The following is a 22,204-nucleotide window of genomic DNA, read 5'->3' on the forward strand; positions in this document are numbered from 1 at the left end:
GCGTTACCCGAATCACCGTCGCGATAACGAGCTCACGTTATTGATCCACGCGTTGGGGGTATGCGTCCGTCTCATGGGAGCAGGAGTGCAGACGGGAACCATCCAGACCCAGGTTCCGGCGCGCATGGACCGGCTGCCGTGGTCGAGGTTCCACTGGCGAGTGCTCGTCGGGCTCGGCACGGTGTGGATTCTCGACGGGCTCGAGGTCACCATGGTCGGGTCGGTGGCCGCTCGGCTGACCGAGAACGGCAGCGGAGTCTCGATGAACGCCGCCGACATCGGCACGGCTGCGGCGTTCTACATCGCGGGTGCGTGCCTCGGTGCTCTGTTCTTCGGCCAGCTGACCGACCGCTTCGGCCGGAAGAGGCTGTTCATCCTGACGCTGGCGGTCTACGTGGGGGCCACGGTCGCAACCGCGTTCGCCTTCGCCCCCTGGTACTTCTTCCTTGCGCGGTTCGTCACCGGCGCCGGTATCGGCGGCGAGTACGCCGCGATCAACTCCGCCATCGACGAACTCGTGCCGGCGCGCGTGCGCGGCCGCGTCGATCTGGTGATCAACGGAACGTACTGGGCAGGAGCTGCGGGCGGGGCGGCACTGGCGCTCGTGTTCCTCGACACCGACCTCTTCGCCATCGACGTCGGCTGGCGGCTCGCGTTCGGCGCCGGCGCCGTGTTGGGGTTCGTGATCCTCCTGGTGCGCCGGAACGTTCCGGAAAGCCCGCGGTGGCTGTTCATCCACGGCCGCGAGGACGAGGCCGAGCAGATCGTGCGGGGCATCGAGGACGACGTCCGCGCCGAGACCGGCCAGTCGCTGGACGAGCCGGAGAGCACCATCACGGTCCGGCAGCGCACCAAGATCCCGTTCCGCACGATCGCCCGGACGGCGTTCAAGGTCTACCCGCGCCGGTCAGTGCTCGGTGTCTCGTTGTTCGTGGGACAGGCGTTCATCTACAACGGCATCACGTTCAGCCTGGGGACGCTGTTCACCACCTACTACGGAGTGGCCTCCGGCTTCGTCCCGGTCTTCGTGATCATCTACGCCGTCGGGAACTTCCTCGGTCCGGTGACGCTGGGCCGGCTGTTCGACACCGTCGGCCGTAAACCGATGATCGCCTCGACGTATCTCGGCTCCGCGGCCATGACCGTCCCGCTGGCTTGGGTCTTCTTCACGGCCACTGGAGGCGAGTGGCTCCTGCTCGTGTTCGTGGTGGTGACGTTCTTCCTGGCCTCCGCCGGTGCGAGTGCCGCCTACCTGACCGTGAGCGAGGTCTTCCCGATGGAGACCCGCGCGCTGGCCATCGCGTTCTTCTACGCCGTTGGCACGGGACTCGGGGGTATCGCGGGCCCGCTGCTGTTCGGCCGGATGATCGAGTCCGGCGACCGCGGACTGGTCGTGATGAGTTTCGGCGTCGGCGCGGCGGTGATGGCACTCGGGGGGATCGCCGAGCTCGTCCTGGGCGTACGAGCCGAACGGGCGTCCCTGGAGAACATCGCCACACCGCTCACCGCGCAGGAGGCGCAGCAGACCGACACCGAATCAGCGGGCGCCGGGGGCACGTCGTCGTCCGCCGCACGTGACGGCCGCGACGGGCGCGGAGGCCGTGGCGGAAGCGACGGTGGCGGCGACGTGGGTGAAGGCGGCGACGTGGGTGAAGGCGCCGACATCGAGGCGGACGAAGCCGCCAGGCTGCGGGAACGAGCCGCGGCCATGGAGGAGTGGGCCGCAGCCGACCGGACCCTCGCCGAGGCCCGACCCGAGGCCGCTGAACAGGCCGAACGAGAGGCCGAAGAGCACGAACAGCGCGCCCGCGAGCACGAGCGGCGTGAGGAACGCATCCGTGCCCGCACGGCTCGCGGTCTGGAACACGAGCGCTCCGGTCGCCGCAGATGGCGCCCGGGGCCGGCTCGGACCGGCACCTGGGGCCTGGGCTCCGACGAGTCGACGTCGCGGGCCGAGGCGGAGGCGCTGGATCGTGAGATCGAGATCCTGGTCCGTGCGGTCAACGAGAACGGCCCCACCGACCGTGGTGAGCTGTCCCGCCTCGTCGCGGCGAATTACTGGGGCCCGGGAAGGTTCGGTTCGGCGTTGCGTGCGGCCGTGGACGAGGAACGGATCCGCCGGTTGCCACGTCGGCGCTACGGCCCGCTGCCCTGATCATCAACGGTCACGGTGTGGCTGGCCGATCAGGTCGGCTGAGCCATTCGGACAGCAGGGCGCGTTCGGCGTCGGTGAGCATCGGCAGCTGTGGGGCGACGGCCCGGAACGCGACGGTCGCCGCGGTGGTGCTGTCGGTGCGCACCGCCGGCGCGTCGGTGAGGATCTGTTGCATCACCGCGTCGTACATGGCGTCGGCCACGCCGAGGTCCCGGTCCTGGGCCGGGACGGACAGCAGCGTGAGCACGGCGCCGGTGCCGGCGGCGTGGATGAGCTCGACGGCACGCCGTTCGGTGACCCGGAGCCGGCCGGCAGCGGCGACGCGGCGCACGCGAGCGCCGAGAACCTGCATTCCCGCGGCGGCGGCCGTTGAACGGGTGCCGCGTTGGGGGTCCACGAGAAGCCCGAACAGCGCCTCGTTGGCGAGGCCGAAAGCGATGTGCGCGTCCCACCCCGCCCGGAGACCGGCCACCGCGTCGCCGCCGTCCTCGGCGAGCGACTTTCCGGCGACGTAGGTGCTGAACACGTGCTCGGCGACAGCGTCGAGCAGTGCGTCCTTGTCCTCGAAGAACCGGTAGATGGTCGGTGCCTGCATGCCGGCCGCCTGTGCGACAGCGCGGGTGGTGACCGCGGCGGCGCCCTGCTCGTGCAGGAGCTGCGCGGCAACCTCGACGATGCTCGCGCGCATCTTGTCCCTGCTGTCGCTGCCCGGTGTCACCTTCACCATGCTTCCAATGGTAGCTGGAGGTTGATAACGACGTTGCTAACACTGTTAGTATCATTGTTCACCACCAACTGAGAGGTTGAACCATGATCGTCATCACCGGAGGGACCGGCCAGCTCGGCTCGCAGATCGTCGACCGGCTGATCGAGCGGGTCCCGGCCGACCGGGTCGGAGTCAGCGTCCGCGACACCGACCGTGCTACTGACCTCGCCGCGCGCGGAGTGCGCGTGCGGCGAGGCAACTTCTCCGATCCGGGCTCTCTCGCCGAGGCGTTCGAGGGTGCTGCCCAGGTACTCGTCGTCTCGACGAACGAGTCCGGCGAGACGGCGGTGGCCCAGCACGCCACCGCGATCGAGGCCGCCCGCGACGCCGGTGCGAAGCGCATCCTCTACACCGCCCACCAGGGCACCGCCGACGACTCGGCCTTCGTGCCGATGGTCGACCACGCCGCCACCGAGCGCCACCTGGCGAAGGCGGGCACGCCGTTCACCGCGCTACGGAACGGGTTCTACGCCAGCACCGTCGCGCACCTGATCGGACGGGCGCTCGAGACCGGCGAGCTGGTCGCGCCCGCCGACGGGCGGGTGTCATGGACGGCGCACGCGGACCTCGCCGAAGCCGCGGCGGTGATCCTCGCCGACGAGGGCAGGTTCGACGGCCCGACCCCGCCGCTGACCGCGCCGGACGCGCTCGACCTCGACGACGTTGCCGGGATCCTCACCGAGCTCACCGGCCGCTCGATCCGGCGTGTCGTCGCCGACGACACCGAGTGGGCGGCCGCTCTGGCCGGGAACGGAGTGCCGGCGGAGCGGGCGGACATGCTGGTCGGCATGTTCCGCGCGGCGCGGCGCGGAGAGTTCACCACCACCGGGCCCGACCTCGAGAATCTCATCCAGCGCCCGGCTGTTCGGGTCCGTTCGATGCTGGAGGAGGTCGTCGACCAGCGCCGGGCGTGAGCGCGGAGTTCGGGAAGACGTGGAGCCCAGTGGAGCTTCCCCTGGGCTCCGGTGCCATCAGAGCGTGCAGTCGGGCTTGATGTAGTTGATGCCGCGCACGTTCCCGATCGGCGGGCCCATGGGAACAGCGCTGCCGACGTACATGATCTGGTACGCAGGCACGCAATGGAACTGATCCGGGGCCCACACGTGGTCGACTTTGATGTAGTCACTCCTGTGGGTGCAGTTTCGCCAGAAGAACTTGGTTTCGCCGGGGCGGGCCGTGGTCGATTGCCCGCACGGCTTTGCCCGTGCCGCTACCGTCTCCGCGGAGGATTCTGGTGCCGCGGCCATGGCCGAAGTGCTACCGACGACGAGGGCCGGCGCGGCCAGAAGCGCGGCCACACCCGCTCGCAACGCAGTACGCATGGATCCGTCCTTTCATCGAGAAGATCGCGCTCTGCGGTCGGTATCGATGAAATCACCAGCCACTTTCAGTGTTCTCACATCTCACTCACGCCGGTGGACGTGTACTACAGCCGTAGTTCGTGATGTTTCATGTTCGTCCGTCTGATGGCGGTAACGGCGGGGATGTGAACGCACCTCGGTGAGAAAACCGACGGACGGCGCCCGTTTCTCGCTGCGACGCGTCACATTTCTCACCGAGGTGCGTTCAGGTCCCCGAGGTGAGGTCGGCCAACGACGCTGCCGTGCCGGTGCCCGTCGACGCCCACCGGCCCTCCGACAAAGCAGATGCTGCAACCCTGCCGGCGACGCGCCCCGGACTTCTCGGCGATCGTCCAGCAACGCCCGGCGGCCACCGTGACGTGTTCCTGTGTCACAAACCAAGATCACCAAGCGGTGGCCGCCCCATATCCAGCACCGACACGACCATGATCACGATCTACGGCTGGAGTACGTCGCTGGTCTCCGGATCTCCGGTTGTCACCTACCGGGGCTGCCGGGCCGTGTGCCGTCGGCGTCGGCGAAGATCGCCTCGATCACCCGCATGTTGTCGACCGCGTCCGCCGGCGGCGTGGGAACCGGCGTGTCGTCGCGGATCGCCGCGGAGAACAGCTCGCCCTGGATCTGGTACTGGTCCGCGGGTGGAAACTCGATCACCTCGACGTCCGGCGCCACCGGTCGTGTGCCGCCGGAGGCGCGGGTGATGTGGGTGGGGAGATCCGGCGGGATGTTGAACGGGATCTCCACGGACAGCCGGCCCTCGGTGCCGAGCACTTGTACGTGCTGGTACGGCTCGTGCTGCGTGGAGCAGGACAGGACGGCGTGCCGGCCGTCGAAGTCCAGCACCGCCGACGTGAGGCTGTCGGTGCCGAACGACGGATCGCGGTGGACCGACGCGCGTACGTCCGTCGGCTCCGCGCCGAACATCATCCGCGCGACGTTGACCGGGTAGCAGCCGATGTCCATCAGGCCGCCGCCGCCGAGCTCGGCGATGTTGCGGATGTTGGCCGGGTCGAGGTTGGTGTAGGAGAAGAAGCCGTGGACGGCCCTGAGCTCGCCGATGCCGCCGGCGGCGACGAGGTCGCGGACACGGACCCAGCTGGGATGCAGGCGGTACATGAACGCCTCCATCAGCTTGACGCCGGCCTTCTCCGCGCCCGCGACCATCGTCGCGGCCTCGTCCGCGCTCATCGCGATCGGCTTCTCGCACAGGACGTGCTTGCCCGCCTCGGCCGCGCGCAGGGTCCACTCGGCATGCAGATTGTTCGGCAGCGGGATGTAGACGGCCTCGATGTCGGGATCGTCGAGCAGCGCCTGGTACGACCCGTGCGATCGATCGATTCCGAGCGCGGCGGCGGTCTCGGCCGCCCGGCCCGCGTCACGCGACGCCAGGCCCAGGATCTCGCAGTTGTCGGCCTTCTGCATGCCGGGGATCACCTTGTTCACCGCGATCGCGGCGGACCCCAGGACACCCCAGCGGACCGGATCGGTCATCGTCGTCATCCCGCCTCCTCGGCTTCACGTCCGTGCACCGGCCTCACCGTAGCCGCCGGGCGGGCGCGGCCGGGCGTGCCCGGTCGCCGGCGCTCAGCCGTCCCAGGACACGTCGCGCTGGGTTTCGCGCAGGTGCTCCTCCATCGCGGCCGCGGCTTCGGCCGGCTGACCGGCCCGGACCGCGCGCAGGATGTGTCCGTGCGCGGTCACGGCGGCGTCGTGGCCCTCGTTCCGGCGCTCCCGGGTGGCGTAGGTCGAACGCCTCGCCCGCAGCAGGACCGACTCCAGCGACGAGAGGATGAGCTGAAGGAACGTCGCGCCCGAAGCCTCGGCGATGAGCGCGTGGAAGCGGACGTCGAGCTCGACGAAACGTTCCCGGTCGCCTGCCGACTCGGCCATCTGGTCCAGGATCTCGGACGCGGAATCGATCGACACGACGCCGCGGTTCACACGTTCGGCGGCGAGCCGGGCCAGCTCGCATTCGATCAGCCGCCGGGTCTCGAGCAGATCGTCGAGATCCAGTGACTGTTGTGCCACCCGGAAATCCAGCATCTCCGCGAAGACCCGCGCGGAAGGAACGCTCACCCGGGAAGGACGGCCCTGGCTGGAAATCAGGATCTCGCGCGCGACGAGAGTGCGCACCGCCTCTCGTACCACCAGCCGGTTGACGCCGAACTCCTGCGCCAGTTCCGACTCGGGCGGAATCTCGTCGCCGGGGCGCAGACCGTCCCGTTCGATCCGCGTGATGAGCTCTTTCGCCACCTGGTCGGCAAGGGTCGTCCTCGACAGGTTCATCGCACCGACAACCCCCTCCGTGTCACGTGCTCATTCATCGCCCACCCCGAACCGCCCAGCCGGGCGGAAACCGCGAGCGTGTGCAGCGGCGGAGCCGAGCCGACGGTACGCGCGGCACACGCGCGGGCCAGCCAGTGTACAAGCCGGTCGCCGGCGCCCGTGTCGCCGGCGACCGCGTCGCCGAACCGGTCCGTCACTTCATTCCGGTGCTGGCGATGCCCTGGACGAAAGAGCGCTGGAAGATGACGAACACGATCAGCATCGGAATGATGGAAAGCAGCGTCATCGCCATCGACCCGGTCCAGTCGGTGTAGTAGAGGCCCTTGGCGAAGTTCAGTCCGAGCGGGACGGTGAAGGAGGACAACTCCTGCATGGTCACCAGCGGCAGGGCGAAGTCGTTCCACCGCCACATGAAGGTGAAGATCGTCAGCACCGCGATGACCGGTTTGCACAACGGCAGGACCACCGACCAGAAGATGCGGAATTCGCTGGCTCCGTCCAGCCGCGCGCTCTCCATCAGTTCGTTCGGCACCGACACGAGATACTGGCGGACCAGAAAGATGCCGAACGCCTCGGCGCCGCGGGGCAGGATCACGCCCCAGATCGAGTTCACCAGCCCCATCTCCGAGACCACCATGAACGTGGGCACCAGGATCACCTGGATCGGCACCATCAGGGTGCTGATCATGAGGATGAAGATGACGTCGCGGCCCTTGAACGAGAATTTCGCGAACGCGTAGCCGGCCAGGAGGTTGATGAAGACCGTGATGCAGGTGCCGATGACGGCGATGAGGACGGAGTTCTGGTAGAAGGTGCCCCACGGCAGCTTGTCCCACGCGGCCGAGAAGTTGCTCCACGCGAACTCCGAGGGCACGAGGTCGAACTTGCCGGTGAACAGTTCGGCGGCCGGCCGCACGGCGGTCGCGAACATCCAGTACAACGGGAAGGCCATGACGAGCGCGCCGCACACCAGTGCGAGCCAGATCACCAGGTCGGCGCCTCGCGGCAGCCGCTTGGCCCGCTTCGTGCGCTGTTCGCGGCCCGCCGTCTCGGTGGCGGGAGGTTGCACTTCGACTACCACGCAGTCCTCCTAGGCCGCATTGTTCGATTGCCGGGACAGGCGCCAGTACGTGAGCGTGAACGCCATCAGGAGCAGGTACAGCACGACGCCGACCGCGCTGGCCGAACCCATCTCGCCGGTCTGGAACGCCTCGCGGTAGATGTACTGCACGAGGACGGTGGTGGAGAACCCCGGCCCGCCGTTGGTCATGACCAGGATCAGGTCGAAGACGTGCAACGAGAAGATGACGTTCAGGATGACCAGCAGGAACGACGTCGGCGCGAGCAGCGGCCAGGTGACGTACCGGAAGCGCTGCCATCCTGTCGCTCCGTCGACCTTGGCCGCCTGGATCAGCTCCGTCGGAATGCTCTGCAGCGCGGCGAGGTAGATCACCATGTTGAATCCGAGACGGATCCAGATGGTGACGATGATCAGTGACGGCATGGCCCAGCTGGACGACGAGAGCCACGGAACCGTCGGGATCTCGACCGTCCTGAGCAGGTTGTTCAACACCCCGTAGCTGTCGTTGAAGATCCACAGCGAGATCAGGCCGACGGCGACCAGCGAGATGCAGACCGGCACGAAGTAGACCGCGCGGAGGAACGTCCGCCCGGGCATCTGCCGGTTCAGGCCGATGGCCACCACCAGGCCCAGCGCCATCGTTGTGGGAACGGTGCCGGCGACGTAGTAACCGGTGTTCGCGAACGCCTGCCAGAACACCCCGTCGGTGAAGAGCCCGACGAAGTTGGACAGGCCGACGAACGTCGACTCGCCCATGAGGGTCCAGTCGTTGAGGCTCATGTAGAACGAGCCGACGATCGGGACGAACATGAACAGCGTGAACAGGATCAGGTTCGGGGTGATGAACAGGTAGGGGACGAGTTTCTGTTTCAGCCGTCGGCGCCGGGCGGGGTTCGACGCCGGCGCGGACGGTGTGGCGGTGGTCGTGGTGTGTGGTGTCATGACCATCCCGGTGTCGTCGTTCCCTCGGACGGGCTGAACGTGGCCGCCGTCACGGCTCACCCTCCGGGTTCGGATCCGAGACTGTCCTGGATCCGCTGGTCGAGGTGGGCGACGGTGTCGTCGGGCGACTGGCCGCTCTTGAACGCGGCCTCCAGCTCGTCCCCCAGGGCCTGGTTGATCTCGCCGAACGCGGGGGAGGTGGTCTCACTGACCGCGGTCTCGGACACCGTGGGCAGGTGTTCGAGTGCGAGATCCTTGATGTCGGGTCTGAACTCGTACCCGAGTTCTTTGGCGGACCGGCCGGCCAGGCTTCGTCTCGTGGGCAGCAACTGAGAGGTCAGCACGATCCGTAGCTGGTTCTCCTCGTTGTTCAAGAACTTCAGGAAGTCCGCGGCCAGCTCCGGCTCCGCGCAGTTGTTGGTCACCGCCAGTCCGTTCCCGCCCAGCATGTTGCCCGTGTCGACGTCTCGGATCAGGTAGGTCGCGTCCCACCCCTCGGGCATGTTCGCCTGCAGGAACGACGTCTGGAAGTCGCCGTTGATCATCATCGCGATGTCGCCGTTGGCGAACAGGGTCTGGATCTGTGTCCCGCTCTTGATCGACGTGTCGGGTGGGGCCAGGCCGTCGGTGAACCACGAGCGGGTGAACTCCACGGTCTCGCGCGCCGCGTCGGTGTTCACCTCGGACCGCGTCAGGTCAGCGTTCAGCAGCCGGCCGCCGTGCTGGTACAGGTACCCGGTCCACCGGTACGCGTTGTCGGCCGGCTGCCATGACATCGCCACCGAATAGGGCACGATGCCGGACTCCTTGATCCGGTGCGCCACACTCAGGAACTCGTCCCACCTCCACGCATCCTCGAGGCTGTTCGGAGTGGTGATGCCGAGCCGGTCGAAGATCTCGGTGTTGTAGAAGAGCACGTGCGCGCCGGTGTCGACCGGGAAGCCGTACGGCCGTTCGTTCTCGGTGACCGCCGACCACACGTTCGGGACGAACTCGTCGGCGTAGCCGGGCGGGAGGTGGTCCGAGAGGTCGGCGAGCGCGCCCTCCTGGATGTAGCGCCCCATCCGCTGGTACTGGATGCGCACGATGTCCGGGCCGGTTCCGGCCATCAGCCGGGTGTTCAGTTTCTGGTAGTGCTGCGGGAACGGGATGCGTTCCAGTTGGACGTTCGCGTCCGGGTTCTGCTGTTCGTACGCGTCGATCGCGTCCTGGAACACCTGGGCGGCGGCGGGCGTGCCGAACGTCTGGAACGTCAGTCGCCCGGAGCCGGAACTGGACGCGCCGCCCCCGCATCGGCCGAGGAGCGCTGCACCGGCCGCGCCCGCGCCTGCGCGCAGGACCTGCCGCCGGTTCAGCAGCCCGGGTCGCCGGTCTCGGTCGCTCATGTTCATCTACTCGCCTCCGAGCGCCTGGCAGTGCGCAGCGTCGCGTCTCCGGTCTGAGGTTGGACAGTAAAGCTTAGCTGCTAAGCTGTCAACGACCTGGAGGCGCCGTGAGATGCCGTGATCTTTGGAGTATGCGATGGACGACGTGAACCGGCCGCCCAACATCGTGTTGGTCGTCTCGGATCAGCAACGGGCCGACCTCGTCGGGGCGTTCGGCGAGATTCCGGTGCGCACGCCGACGCTGGACCGGCTCTGCAGCGAGGGAACGGCCTTCCGCCGCGCCTACACCGCCACGCCGGTCTGCACCCCGACCCGGGCGACGCTGCTCAGCGGCCAGTACCCGAGCCGCCACGGGGCGTGGAACATCGGCACCGACGTGCCGGAGGACACCTTGTCGTTGCCTGCCATGCTCACCGAGCAGGCCGGATACCGGACCGCGATCTTCGGCAAGAGCCACTTCAAGAGCGTGCTGCGGCCAGGCAGCCCGGAAGCGCTGCCCTGCTCACGCGACTGGGACGCGTACGAGAACTGGAGCGGCCCCTGGTACGGATTCCAGCACGCCAGGCTCTCGAACGGGCACGTGGACGAGCCGCACGCGTACTCCATGCACTACGGGGCATGGCTGCGTGAGAAGGGCATCCCGCCGGCGCCTCCGTACTTCCTGCCGGACCCGGCCAGCACCGTCACCCCGAACAAGGATCCCGGTGAACGCGTCGGGCGCTGGGAGCTGCCGGAGGAGTACCACAGCAGCCGCTGGATCGCCGACGAGGCGATCTCGTTCCTGCGTGACCACGTGGCCGACAACGGCTCGCAGCCGTTCTACATGGTCGTGAACTTCCAGGACCCGCACATGCCGTTTCGTGCGCCCGACCCCTGGCATGCCATGCACGACGACGTCGACCTGCCGGAACCGGTGCGGCGCCAGGACGAGTGGCAGGACAAACCCAGCTTCTACCGGGCCACCATCGAGGGCCGCCAGGACGACCTCGGCCTGCAGGAGAACCCGCAGGTGGGGATCCCCTGCCAGCAGGCGCAGTACGTCGGCCACGAGGGGCGTACCGCCGAGGAGGAGCAGATGTGGCGCACCTACCTGGGCATGCAGAGCCTGCTCGATCACCATCTCGGCCGCATCTGCGACACCCTCGACGAGCTCGAGCTCACCGGCGACACGCTGATCGTCTACACGTCCGATCACGGGGACTACATGGGTGACCACTGGCTGTGGTCGAAGGGGCCGAGCCACTACGACGGCGCCGTCCGGGTGCCGATGATCGTGCGCTGGCCCGGGCGCGTACCGGCCGGCGTGCACAGCGACGCGCTGCAGAGCCTCGTCGACGTTCCGGTGACGTTCTCCAGCGTCGCCGGGGTCGGACCGGACCCGCGGATGCAGGGTGTCGACCAGTCGAGCTGCTGGGCCGAGCCGTCCGAGCCGGCCCGCGACGGCGTGTTGATCGAGCACCGTGCCGAGCAGGGCCTGTACGTCAACAGCTGGGTGACCGGCCGGTTCCGGCTGAGCGTGCACTCGTACACCACCGAGGGACGGGACGAGGTCGAGCTGTACGACTTCGCCGACGACCCGGACGAGTTCGTGAACCTGGCCGCCGACGGCGGCTCCCCCGAACTCGCGGAGAAGCTGACGCTGGAGATGGTCCGGTACCGCATGGGCCGTGACCGTGGGTGGCAGCCACGGCAGGCGTTCTCGTGAGCACGTGCCGAGCCGGAGGAGAGCAACCGTGACAGGATTCGAGCCCATCGACGACGCGGCGCCGCTGCCGGTCGACCCCGTCCAGGGGCGGGTCTACGAGTTCGGGTGGCAGTCGTGGTCACCGAGCACCGTGTACCCGGTCACGGCCGGGCACGGATACCGGCCGACCGACGACGTGTTCCTGACGCCCTACTACCGCCGTGAGAAGCCGCCCTCGACGACGAGCTTCCAGGGTGAAGGGCTGCTGGCCGTCGAGCCGGCACCTGGCGAGCCGGTCCACGTCGTCGCCCTGGACGACGGCCGCGTCGAGGTCCCGACCATCCGGGCCGCGTATCGCGACGGTGCCGTGCGCATCGTCGTCGACGGCGCGGTCGAGCACACCGTCGACGACGGGCCGGGCGGACTGTACGGGGCGCTGGCGCGCTTCGCCGACCGCTACACCGCGTCGGTCGGCCGGCCGACGATCCGTTCGGCGCCGCCGGTGTGGGCGAGCTGGTACCAGTACTTCACCGAATTCACCGAGGACGACCTGGTCCGCAACCTCGACCTGATGGACCGCCTGGAGCTGCCGGTCGGTGTCGTCCGTCTCGACGACGCCTTCCAGGCCGGCATCGGCGACTGGCTGGAGCCGTCGGAGGGGTTCACCTCGGTGGAGGGCATGATCGGCCGGGTCCTCGACCGCGGGCGCCGCGCCGGCATCTGGACCGCGCCGCTGCTGGTCGGGGCGCACAGCCGGACGTTCGCCGAGCACCCGGACTGGCTGGTCCGCGACTCCGCGGGTCAGCCGATCCTGGCGATGCACAACTGGGACCAGGACTGCTACGTGCTCGACCCGACGCACCCGGGAGCGGCGGAGTACCTGCGCGAGGTGTTCACCACCTACGCCGGATACGGCGCGACGTACTTCATGGTCGACTTCATGTACGCGGGCGCCGTCGAGGGCGTGCGCCACGACGACGTCGCCGCGCTCACCGCCTACCGCGGTGCGCTCGAGCTGATCCGCGAGTCCATCGGCCCGGACGCACTGCTGCAAGGGTGCGGTGCGCCGATGTTCCCGTCGATCGGGCTGGTCGACACGATGCGGGTGGGCACCGACGTGGCGCCGCACTGGGACGCGGCCGGGGAGTTCTCCCGCCCGGCGACCCAGGCGGCCGTCGTCTCGACGGTCGGGCGCGGATTCACCCAGGGACGGTTCTGGGTGAACGACCCGGACTGCCTGGTGGCGCGCCCGCAGATCGAGCGGCGCGAGGTCTGGGCCGACGTCGTCGAGCGCTACGGCGCGGTCCGCATCAGCAGCGACGGACTGGACCAGCTCGACGACTGGGGCCTCGAGACCACCCGGCGGCTCCTCGAACCCGCCCGGACCGAGCCGTTCGAGCCGGCGCGCGTGCCGATCGATCCGAGTCTGCACGGATCCGGGCCCACGACCGCCGCCGCGACGCAGGAGGCAACGGATGACGCCGACGGATGATGGCGCGACCGGGGCGGCGCTGCGCAGCAGCGCGTGGTTCGCCGACCGGGGCAAGAACGGCTTCATCGCCCGGTCGCACCTGCGCGCGGCCGGGCTGACCGACGAGGCGTTCGACGGCCGCCCGGCGGTCGCGATCGTCAACAGCTGGTCCGACCTGACACCGTGCCATTCGCACATGCGCGGCCTGGCCGAGGCGGTGCGCCGCGGGGTGCTCGCCGCCGGCGGTGTCCCGTTCGAGGTGCCCACGATGTCGCTGGGTGAGCCGTTCATGCGGCCGACGACGATGCTGTACCGGAACCTGATGAGCATGGACGTCGAGGAGACGCTGCGAGCCAACCCCGTCGACGCGGCGGTCCTGCTCGGCGGGTGCGACAAGACCACGCCGGCGCAGCTCATGGGCGCCTGCAGCGTGGACGTGCCCACCCTCGTCGTCACCGGCGGGCCGATGGTCTCCGGCTCGTTCCGGGGCCGCACCATCGGCAGCGGGACCGACCTGTGGCGGTTCAGCGAGGACGTCCGCGCGGGCCGGATGAGCGAGGCGGAGTTCGCCGAGGCGGAGAGCTGCATCCACCGCAGCGCAGGGCACTGCATGACCATGGGCACGGCGTCGACCATGGCGTGCCTGACCGAGGCGCTGGGCATGCAACTGTCCGGCGGCGCCGCCGTCGGCGCGGTCGACTCCGGCCGGGCGCGGGTCGCCGAGCGGTCCGGCCGGCGCGCGGTCGAGATGGCAGCCGCCGGGCCGTCGCCGTCGACCATCCTGACCAGGCAGGCGTTCGAGAACGCGATCCGGGTCAACGCCGCCGTCGGAGGGTCCACGAACGCGGTGCTGCACCTGCTGGCGGTGGCCGGACGGGTGGGCGTCCGGCTCGACCTGGACGACGTGGACCGGCTGGCCCGGGACACCCCGCTGCTCGTCGACCTGAAACCGAGCGGGCGGTTCCTGATGTCGGAGTTCGCCGACGCCGGCGGCCTGCCCGCGGTACTGCGCGAGCTGTGGCCGATGCTGCACACGGATGCGCTGACGGTGGACGGGACGACCGTGGGCGAGAACGTGCGCCATGCCGGCCGGTACCTGCCCGAGGTGATCCGCGGCCGCGACGACCCCGTGCTGCCCCCGGACAGCGGGACCGCCGTGCTGCGTGGCAGCCTCTGCCCCCGCGGGGCCGTGATCAAACAGTCGGCCGCCAGCCCGGCGCTGATGCGGCACCGCGGACGTGCCGTCGTCTTCGACGACGTCGAGACGTACCAGAAAGCAGCCGAGGACCCCGCTCTCGACGTCACGGCCGACTCGGTGCTGGTGGTGCGCAACGCCGGCCCGCGCGGTTACCCCGGCATGCCCGAGATCGGGAACCTGCCGATCCCCGTCCGCCTGCTCGAGGAGGGAGTCACCGACATGGTGCGCATCTCCGACGCCCGGATGAGCGGGACGTCCTACGGCACGGTCGTCCTGCACGTCGCCCCCGAGTCGGCCGTCGGCGGGCCGCTGGCGCTCGTGCGCGACGGCGACCCGGTGGTGCTCGACGTGCCGGCCAGGAGGCTCGACCTGGACGTCGACGACGCCGAGCTCGAACACCGACGACGGGAATGGTCGCCGCCGACGCCCCGGCACGACCGGGGGTACAGCCGGATGCACGTGGAGCACGTCCTCCAGGCCGACCAGGGGGCCGACCTGGACTTCCTGGTCGGAGCCAGCGGCCACGACGTCCCGAGGACGCCGTTCTGATGGGGGCGCACGCGGACACTCGGTCCGATGGCCGCGCCGGCGTCCGTGCTCCCGCGCCGGCCGGTGTCTGCCCGGTGCTGCTGACCCCGTTCCGGCCGGACGGCGAGGTCGACGAGGACGGGTTCGTCCGCGTCGTCGACCACCTGCTGGCCGTGGGCGCGCGGTCGGTGATGTTCCCCGGCTTCGCCTCGGAGGTGCTCGCGCTCTCCGACGACGAGCGCGAGCACCTGTCGATGGTGCTGCTGGAGCGCACCGCCCGGCGCGAGGACGTCACCGCCGTCGTCTCGGTGCCCGACTACGCCACACACCACGCCGTCCGGCGAGCGGCGCGGCTCGTGGAGGCGGGAGCCGACGCCATCAACGTGTTGCCACCGCACCAGCTGGCGCCACCCGTCGAGTCGGTGCTCGCACATCTGGAGCAGCTGCTCACGGCGGTGCACCCGGTGCCGGTCGTGCTGCAGCACGCGCCGCTGCAGACCGGGACGGCGCTGACCGTGCCGACCATCCGGGCGCTGGCCGAACGCCACCGTAACCTCGCCGCCGTCAAGGTGGAGTCGCAGCCGCCCGGCCGGACGATCTCGGCGTTGCTCGACTCGGAGACGCCGATCCCGTCGATCATCGGGCACGCCGGCCAGCAGCTGCCGGACGCGCTGGACCGCGGCGCGATCGGCGTGCAGCCGGGCTGCTCGTTCACCGAGCTGTACCTGCGGGTGTGGCACCAGTGGGAGGCCGGCGAACCAGCAGCGGCACGTCGCCTGCACACCCGGATGCTTCCGTACCTGTCCTCGTGGATGCAGGATGTCAACGTGATCGTCGGGGCGGAGAAGATCGTCGCGATGCGGCGCGGGCTCATCGGCAGCGACCACTGCCGTGCGCCCGTGCGCGAGTTGGACGATGGTGAGCGGGCGTCGGTGGATGCGTTTCTGGACGAGTTCGGCGCCGAGTTGCCGGAGGTGGGGCCGTGAGCGCCGGCGGGACGCCGGGCCGGCTGGCCGGCGAGGTCATGGTCGTCACCGGCGGCGCACGCGGCATCGGACGGGCGATCGCCGAGGTCGCGCTGCGTGAGGGGGCACGAGTGATCGCCGCCGACGTCGACGGGGAGTCCGGCGCCCAGCTGATGGCCGACATGGGTGACGACGCCCGCCTGTGGTTCCGCCAGGTGGACATCACCGACGCGGACGCGGTGGCGGCCCTGGTCAGTGAGATCGAGACCGCGTACGGGGCGGTGACGGTGCTGGTGAACAACGCCGGGCGGAACGTCTACGCGGACCCGGTGGCGATGACCGAACGCGAGTGGGACGACGTGTTCGCCGTCGACCTCAAGGCGCCGTGGATCTGCACCAAGCACGTGCTGCCCGGCATGATCACGTCCGGGCGGGGGAGCATCGTGAACATCGCGTCGCTGCACGCGACGCTGACCATCGGCGGCATGTTCCCGTACGCCGCGGCCAAGTCGGGGCTGCTGGGCTTCACTCGCAGCCTCGCGCTCGAGGTCGGCCGGCACGGCGTCCGCGTCAACGCGGTCAGCCCGGGGTACGTCCGCACCGCGCTGGTCGACGAGTACTTCGCGCAGCATCCGGAGCCGGACGCCGAAGCGCTCGAGACCGACAAACAGCCGCTCGGGCGCTTCGGCGAGCCGGCCGAGATCGCCGAGGTCGTGTGCTTCCTCGCCTCGCCGGCCGCGTCGTACGTCACCGGCGCCGACTGGGCCGTGGACGGGGGACTGGGCTCACGGTTCGCCTGACCTTGCGCTACGGCGTTCGTAGCGCGCCCGCGCCAGCTCGTGCGCCTTGAGCAGCAGCTCGCGTGTCGCCGCACCCGTCCGCTCTCCGGGGTTCACCACCGCGAGCCAGCCGAGGCTGCCGTAGACGGGGTGTGCGATGACGGTGTCGTCGGCGTCGGTGTCGGCGTCGGCGTCGGTGCCCGTGCCGGGGCCGGTCGCCGTGCTCGCGGCCGGTGCGCGTGGGTCGTGGCCGGTCCAGTGCACGAAGGAATCCTTGCCGGCGGCGACGTTCACCCGGAACGCGTCCGGACGGTCGAGGCGTGACGCCTCGTCGTCCGGGTAGTTCTTCGTCACGATCGTCGCGAACGGCTGCGTCGTCGTCGGCATGACGCCGTCCGGAGCGTAGTAGAAGAACACATCGCCCCAGGCGATCTCCGGCGTGCCGTCACCGGGTCCCGGCCGGACGGTCAGGACTCCGTCGAGGTCGTCCACCAGCGCGGTGATCTCGTCGATCTTCATGGCTTCCAGCGTTCCATTAAAGTGCTCGTGGAGACTTTTGCCTCTGCATCCCAGGAGAACGGTTGCCAACCCTCGACTCGTGGCACCTGCGTACCGCGGACGTGGCGGAGCGGTCCGGCTACTCGGTGCAGCAGGTGCGCAACCTCGAACGCGACGGCGTGCTGCCGCGCGCGACGCGCACCGCTTCGGGGTATCGCGTCTACACCGAGGTCCATCTACGTTCCGCGCTGGCCTACCGCGCCCTCGCGGCCGGGACCGGCCCGGTCGAGGCGAAGCGGATCGTCCGTGCTGCGCACGAGCGTCCTGCGGCGGAACTGCTGGCCATGCTCGACGCAGTGCACGCCCGGCTGGACCGGGAACGCGCGGAGCTGAAGGCGGCTGAGGAGGCGGTCGAAGTGATCTCCGCCGAACCGATCGGCGACGTGCGCCCGGGCGATGCGATGAGCGTGTCCGAACTCGCCGGGGCGCTCGGTGTGCGCCCGTCGACGCTGCGGCACTGGGACGCAGAGCGGCTCGTGGTGCCGGACCGCCTCACCGGCCGCGGAACGCGGCGGTACTCGCCGGCCCAGGTGCGTGACGCCCGGATCGTCCACCAGCTACGCAGCGCCGGATACCGCGTCGATACGCTGCGCGCCCTGATGGCCGATCTTCCGCGCGGGCGCCGCTCGGAGGAGCTCGCCGCCGCGCTGGCCGCCCGGGACGCCAGCATCGCGGCGCGCTCCCGCGCCCTCCTTGAGGCCGCCGGCGCTCTCGCCGTGATCATCAACGATCCTCGGTACCATGACCTGGAGTATCGTTGACGATCACCAGAGGGGACGAGCCGACGGCTTTCCGAACACCTGCCGCCACACGCAGCCGTGGTGGCTATGCTGTCGCTTCAGCGTCTCGGGAGCTGCGGAGGAACGGAACAGCAATGAAGATCGTCTTACATATCGGCATGCCCAAGGCCGGCTCCACGGCCCTTCAAGAAGGGCTGAGGAGCCTCCGCGACCCGCTGGCGGAAGCCGGAGTGCTCTATCCGAAGAGCCCCGTGATCCGTAACAAGCAAGCACTGCTGGTCTCCGGCCTGACGTCGCACGGGCGGTTGCCCCGCCATTTGCGCCACAAGTACAACGATGACAGCGAGAAGATCGAGCAGGACGCGCAGACCTGGCTCCAACAGTTGCGCGAGCGGATCACGAACTCCAGTCTCGACACGGTGGTCCTCTCGGACGAGTCACTGTTCCGCATCAACAGCGAGAGCGCGCTCACGACGTTGGCCGAACGGCTACGGCCGCTGGCCGACACGATCGATGTCGTCGTCTATGTCCGTCAGCCGTCCGACTACTACCTGTCGATGGCGCAACAGACGCTGAAGGCGTCACACGAGATTCGGTCGGTAGAGCCGATCAATTACCGGGCCACGCTGGAAGGCTACGCCAAGCACGTTGCCGACACGCTTCACGTGCTGCCGTACGACCGCCGGAACTGGCCGAACGGTGACATTCTGCGGCACTTCTTCGAGAAGTTCCTGCCGAACGTAGACGTGTCACTCGACGACGTGCCGAAGCAACCGAACACCTCACTGAGCGCCGAGGCCATGTCGGTGGTGGCCGAGTACCGCAGGTTGTTCTGGTCGGACGCCAACCAGCGGTTCACGCCGGACACGGGGCGCCTCATCCGGGCCCTGAACGCTGCCGACGCGGAGGTGGACGGCTCGCGGCGCCCGCGTCTGCACGAGTCGGTCCGTCAGGCGGTCGACAACGCGTCCACCGAACTGCTGTGGCTACGCGACATGCACGGCGTCGTGTTCGACGAGCTGGGCGACTACGAAGGTGTGGGCGAGTCGGTCGAACTCCCGCCGCGCCCCGAGCGGGTCGAAGACATCTGCCAGGTCGACACCGAGCGCAAAACGGCCCTCGTCTATCGCGCCCTGCGCGAACTGGCCGAACCACCCGCGAAGTGAGTGGCGCCGCCGGGGTTTCGCCCGTCGCCACGACGCGCAACGGGCGAAGCCCCGGCGCCGTCTACGGGGTCGAGGCGACCTCGGCAGGCACACAGGTTGCCACGGCGGAGTACCACTCGCGGAAACGGTCGTCGAGCTCGGCGGGGATCGTTCCGGGCCAGAACAGCCAGTCGCGCTCCGGCTCGTCGCCCGCCTGCGCTTCCGGCGGCTCGATGTGCCGGGCCTCGTATCCGTGCGCGGCGAGGAGATGCTGTACCTCGTCACTCTCGCTCCGGCCCGGTAGCAGCTCGGCGACGATAACCGGACGGTGCGTGTCGAGCAGTTCGGCCGCACCTCGGATGACCGCCGGCTCGTGCCGCTCCACGTCGATCTTGACGACCGAAGGAACCAACCCGGACGAACGGACGTAACTGTCCAGCGTGATGGCCGGTACCGTGACGGTGCCCTTCGGCTCACGATGCCGGCTGACGAGGGAGTTGGACGCGTCGGTACGTGCGGACAGGTACAGCGTCGCCTCACCTGCCGTGTCGCTGACGGCGGCACGCTCCCAACGGACCTTGAGATCGTTGGCGGCCTGGAACGACTCACCGGCGTCGGCGACGTCCGGCGTCGGCTCGAACGCCACGGTCGTCCCGTCCGGCCGGAGCCGACCGTGCAGCGCCGCGTAGATGCCGATGTTGGCACCGACGTCGAAGAAGACGGGAGACGGTGCGAGGTCCCACGTGGCCAGCAGCGCCGCTGTCGTGGCAGCCTGCCAGCCGCTCAGGCCGTCCTCGCGGAGCAACCGTCCGATGAAGAGGCTCTTGCCATACGGCACGCTCAACTCGCCGAGCTGAGCGTCCATGCCCGCGGCCAGTGGGATCGAGATCGTTGTCCATTTCAGGTTCTTCACAGTTCGGAACTCTACCTTCTCGGCATAGCCGTTGTACTCGCCCAGCTCAGCTCGCGCTCCGGTGGCCGCGGATCCGCCCCTTGCGCACCGGCGGCCAGGGAACACCGTGATCAGCGGCCGGATCGACACGGCCCAGCGGTCCCACGAGGCCCTCTTTCATGCCGACCACCGCGAACTGCTTGCCGGTCTGGCGGACATAATCGGCGAAGTGGCTGTTGTCGCGGATGTCGTCGAAGACGACCGTGGCATCACGTGACAGCGCTGGCTCGACGGCGGCCATGGTGCGCTCGCGGCCCTCATACTCCTTGTCCGAGTCGTAGTGGAAAAAGTCCACCTCGCCACCGACGAGACGGAGAGCCTCCGGTAGGTGCTCCTGATCGGAACCGAGGAGCAGGGTCCACCGGTCGCGAAGGTGCTCGTCGACCATGATGCCCACCTGGTCGTCAGTCAGGTGTGGCTTGTCGGCCATCCGCTCGAGCCGGGAGAACGGCAGGTCGATGCTGACCAGCCGGCCGTGGTTGTTGGCGTGCATGGCGTCGAGGATGGCCCTGCTGCTCCAGCCGGCCGCCACGCCGGTCTCTACTGCCGCGGTTGGACGCAGGTGCCGCACGAGGAAGTACAGGAGTTCGTAGAGCGCCGGCCCGCCCACTCTGATACCGCGCTGCCCGCGGCTGACCGGCAGCCCAGCCAGTCGTGCCCGACCAAGCTGGTCGAGACGCTCAGCGTACTCGCTGGCTTCTTTGGCGAGCGCCGGATCAATAGTGTCGTTCATGGTTCGGAAATCCACATTGTGGCTCTCGCACCAGGTGGTGACCGGGTGTGGTCGTTTCGACTGATCCATGCCGCGGACCTTACCGCTCGTACGTCCCTGGAGGCGATACGCGTCGTTGTCAGGGTGGACGCGATTGTCGACGGACCTCCGCGCCGCGCGACCGGCGCGTGCGGTGTCTACGGATGCGCAGACGGGCGGTTCCGCTCGCCGTGCCCGATGGAGGGGCCGTGGTCGTGGACAGCGGGCCGTTTGGGCATCTTGCTCCGGGCCGCGGGACGGCCGCGCAACCGACGCACGAAGCGTCCTGCGACCCGGGCGGGCGCCATGACGCGCCACGTCCTGCTTTGCAGCACACCGACGTAGCGCTTCTGCAGGCCGTCGGCGTATTTCACGAACTCGTCCCGCTCGTGTGTGAGGCGCTGCTCCACCTCGCGGGCTTGCTGCTCGGTCTCGGCCAGCTGCTTGGCGGCGGTCGCGGCCGCCGTCCTGGCCTCTTCCCGCTCACGTTCGAGCGATCGGATGGTCGACACCTGCTCGCGGAGCGTCCCGACCTCGGTGAACAGCTCGTCGATCCGTTGCTGCAGTGCGTCGTTCGCTGTGGACAGCTCGTCGTTCTTCTGCTTGAGCTCGTCGTTGGTCTCGGACAGCTGATCGTTGCGCTTGCGCAGCCGAACGAGTTCTCGAGAGAGCTTGTACGGGTGTCGCTCGGCAAAGCTGGAGCTCACGAACGCGATGTTGGTGCGCCGCAGCACCGGGCTGTCGTCGAGCCACTCGTTGCGCTGTTCGTAGAAGCGCAGAACGCGGTAGCCGTAAGGCTGGAGTGCCTCTTCGACGTCCTTGTAGAGGACGTGCTGTTCCGAGGCGGGATCCAGGCCCGTCTCGATGTAGAGGATGTCGACGGCCTCTTCGGTCAGCGCCTTGCTGGCGCCTTCGAGTACCTGGAGTTCGTGGCCCTCGACGTCGATCTTCAGCAGGTTGATATGACCGATCCCGCTCCGCTGGATCAGGTCGTCGAGGGTCGTCGTCTCGATCTCGAACGTCCCCGAGTCGGAGGGCTCGTGCGACGGGTCGGCGACCACATGGGTCATGGAATCCTCGTCGCGCATCGTGACCGTCCCGGCGGCCGAGCTGAGTGCGATGTTGTGGCATGCGACGTGGTTGACGTTGTGGACGTCCTCGGCCGTCGCGCGCAGCGCTTCGAACGTTCGGGGATTGGGTTCGACGAGGTGCGCCTCGCGCACGTAGAAGCCGGACGCGAGCAGCTGACGGAAGACGCTGCCGTTGTGCGCGCCCGCATCGACGTACGTGACGGGCCGGCCGAAAAAGTACGGCTCGATGTCGGTGACGAACGGCCGCGCCGCCTTGCCGTCCTTGCTGATCTCGCTGGTCACGGCTCTCCCAATATGCACGACACGGCCTGGCGGATCCGCAAGGCGCGCAGGCCTTATGTCACCACGGCATCGTCAAGAGGACAA

20 protein-coding genes are annotated in these 22,204 nt (G+C 68.9%); 9 read left to right on the top strand and 11 right to left on the bottom strand.

Translation table 11 applies throughout. The annotated features are described in order from the left end of the window. Nucleotides 1-73 precede the first annotated feature (73 nt). The gene (locus tag CLV30_RS18995; RefSeq protein ID WP_106538813.1) at nucleotides 74-2,155 is read left to right on the top strand and encodes an MFS transporter; all 2,082 of its coding nucleotides are present in this window, start codon (nucleotides 74-76) and stop codon (nucleotides 2,153-2,155) included. Nucleotides 2,156-2,165: 10 nt separating this feature from the next. On the opposite strand, the gene CLV30_RS19000 is transcribed toward CLV30_RS18995, so the two are convergent. After that, the gene (locus tag CLV30_RS19000; RefSeq protein WP_106538814.1) at nucleotides 2,166-2,882 is read right to left on the bottom strand and encodes a TetR/AcrR family transcriptional regulator; all 717 of its coding nucleotides are present in this window, start codon (nucleotides 2,880-2,882) and stop codon (nucleotides 2,166-2,168) included. An 83-nt stretch (nucleotides 2,883-2,965) separates the two neighbouring features. Here CLV30_RS19000 and CLV30_RS19005 point away from each other — a divergent pair, with 83 nt between their 5' ends. After that, the gene (locus CLV30_RS19005; RefSeq protein ID WP_106538815.1) at nucleotides 2,966-3,835 is read left to right on the top strand and encodes an NmrA family NAD(P)-binding protein; all 870 of its coding nucleotides are present in this window, start codon (nucleotides 2,966-2,968) and stop codon (nucleotides 3,833-3,835) included. Nucleotides 3,836-3,892: 57 nt separating this feature from the next. Here CLV30_RS19005 and CLV30_RS19010 read toward each other — a convergent pair whose 3' ends face one another. The 6 genes from CLV30_RS19010 to CLV30_RS19040 all read right to left on the bottom strand — a co-directional run bounded on the left by CLV30_RS19010 (nucleotide 3,893) and on the right by CLV30_RS19040 (nucleotide 9,976). Next, entirely contained in the window at nucleotides 3,893-4,243 is a 351-nt protein-coding gene (locus CLV30_RS19010) for a hypothetical protein (RefSeq protein WP_129711026.1), read from the bottom strand. A 516-nt stretch (nucleotides 4,244-4,759) separates the two neighbouring features. Continuing rightward, nucleotides 4,760-5,782, bottom strand: coding sequence for a Gfo/Idh/MocA family protein (locus CLV30_RS19015; protein ID WP_205740884.1), 1,023 nt, complete (start codon nucleotides 5,780-5,782; stop codon nucleotides 4,760-4,762). Between the two features lie 84 nt (nucleotides 5,783-5,866). Continuing rightward, nucleotides 5,867-6,568, bottom strand: coding sequence for a FadR/GntR family transcriptional regulator (locus CLV30_RS19020; protein WP_106538817.1), 702 nt, complete (start codon nucleotides 6,566-6,568; stop codon nucleotides 5,867-5,869). 193 nt (nucleotides 6,569-6,761) lie between these two features. Then, on the bottom strand, nucleotides 6,762-7,649 hold the full coding sequence (locus tag CLV30_RS19030; protein ID WP_205740885.1) for a carbohydrate ABC transporter permease: 888 nt from the start codon (nucleotides 7,647-7,649) through the stop codon (nucleotides 6,762-6,764). A 9-nt stretch (nucleotides 7,650-7,658) separates the two neighbouring features. Beyond that, nucleotides 7,659-8,591, bottom strand: a complete 933-nt coding sequence (locus tag CLV30_RS19035) for a carbohydrate ABC transporter permease (protein WP_106538880.1) — start codon at nucleotides 8,589-8,591, stop codon at nucleotides 7,659-7,661. 56 nt (nucleotides 8,592-8,647) lie between these two features. Next, entirely contained in the window at nucleotides 8,648-9,976 is a 1,329-nt protein-coding gene (locus tag CLV30_RS19040; RefSeq protein ID WP_165358641.1) for an ABC transporter substrate-binding protein, read from the bottom strand. 136 nt (nucleotides 9,977-10,112) lie between these two features. Between CLV30_RS19040 and CLV30_RS19045 the strand changes: the two genes are divergently transcribed. The 5 genes from CLV30_RS19045 to CLV30_RS19065 are packed head-to-tail and all read left to right on the top strand — an operon-like array spanning nucleotide 10,113 to nucleotide 16,622. Next, nucleotides 10,113-11,681: a sulfatase family protein gene (locus tag CLV30_RS19045; protein ID WP_106538820.1), complete on the top strand. Its 1,569-nt coding sequence runs from the start codon at nucleotides 10,113-10,115 to the stop codon at nucleotides 11,679-11,681. Between the two features lie 28 nt (nucleotides 11,682-11,709). Beyond that, complete coding sequence (locus CLV30_RS19050; RefSeq protein ID WP_205740886.1) at nucleotides 11,710-13,152, top strand: glycoside hydrolase family 36 protein; 1,443 nt, start codon at nucleotides 11,710-11,712, stop codon at nucleotides 13,150-13,152. Continuing rightward, nucleotides 13,136-14,878: an IlvD/Edd family dehydratase gene (locus CLV30_RS19055; protein WP_106538821.1), complete on the top strand. Its 1,743-nt coding sequence runs from the start codon at nucleotides 13,136-13,138 to the stop codon at nucleotides 14,876-14,878. Before CLV30_RS19050 ends, CLV30_RS19055 begins: the two co-directional genes overlap by 17 nt. After that, complete coding sequence (locus CLV30_RS19060; RefSeq protein WP_106538822.1) at nucleotides 14,878-15,843, top strand: dihydrodipicolinate synthase family protein; 966 nt, start codon at nucleotides 14,878-14,880, stop codon at nucleotides 15,841-15,843. Before CLV30_RS19055 ends, CLV30_RS19060 begins: the two co-directional genes overlap by 1 nt. Further along, on the top strand, nucleotides 15,840-16,622 hold the full coding sequence (locus tag CLV30_RS19065; protein ID WP_205740887.1) for a glucose 1-dehydrogenase: 783 nt from the start codon (nucleotides 15,840-15,842) through the stop codon (nucleotides 16,620-16,622). Before CLV30_RS19060 ends, CLV30_RS19065 begins: the two co-directional genes overlap by 4 nt. Here CLV30_RS19065 and CLV30_RS19070 read toward each other — a convergent pair. Continuing rightward, complete coding sequence (locus tag CLV30_RS19070) at nucleotides 16,608-17,120, bottom strand: DUF6194 family protein (protein ID WP_106538823.1); 513 nt, start codon at nucleotides 17,118-17,120, stop codon at nucleotides 16,608-16,610. The two genes, CLV30_RS19065 and CLV30_RS19070, sit on opposite strands and share 15 nt — an antisense overlap. Nucleotides 17,121-17,182: 62 nt before the next feature. Here CLV30_RS19070 and CLV30_RS19075 point away from each other — a divergent pair, with 62 nt between their 5' ends. Beyond that, a complete protein-coding gene (locus CLV30_RS19075; protein WP_106538824.1) occupies nucleotides 17,183-17,920 on the top strand; it encodes a MerR family transcriptional regulator in 738 nt (245 codons plus the stop codon). A 113-nt stretch (nucleotides 17,921-18,033) separates the two neighbouring features. Continuing rightward, nucleotides 18,034-19,065 carry a hypothetical protein gene (locus CLV30_RS19080; RefSeq protein WP_129711027.1) on the top strand — a complete coding sequence of 344 codons (1,032 nt, stop codon included), beginning with the start codon at nucleotides 18,034-18,036 and terminating at the stop codon, nucleotides 19,063-19,065. A 61-nt stretch (nucleotides 19,066-19,126) separates the two neighbouring features. Here CLV30_RS19080 and CLV30_RS19085 read toward each other — a convergent pair whose 3' ends face one another. The 3 genes from CLV30_RS19085 to CLV30_RS19095 form a co-directional block, all read right to left on the bottom strand. Then, a complete protein-coding gene (locus CLV30_RS19085) occupies nucleotides 19,127-19,957 on the bottom strand; it encodes an FkbM family methyltransferase (protein WP_129711028.1) in 831 nt (276 codons plus the stop codon). Nucleotides 19,958-20,003: 46 nt separating this feature from the next. Next, entirely contained in the window at nucleotides 20,004-20,798 is a 795-nt protein-coding gene (locus CLV30_RS19090) for a class I SAM-dependent methyltransferase (protein WP_106538827.1), read from the bottom strand. Nucleotides 20,799-20,905: 107 nt separating this feature from the next. After that, nucleotides 20,906-22,120, bottom strand: a complete 1,215-nt coding sequence (locus CLV30_RS19095) for an FkbM family methyltransferase (protein ID WP_165358642.1) — start codon at nucleotides 22,118-22,120, stop codon at nucleotides 20,906-20,908. Nucleotides 22,121-22,204: the final 84 nt, after the last annotated feature.

The organism is Haloactinopolyspora alba (assembly GCF_003014555.1).
Classification (GTDB): domain Bacteria; phylum Actinomycetota; class Actinomycetes; order Jiangellales; family Jiangellaceae; genus Haloactinopolyspora; species Haloactinopolyspora alba.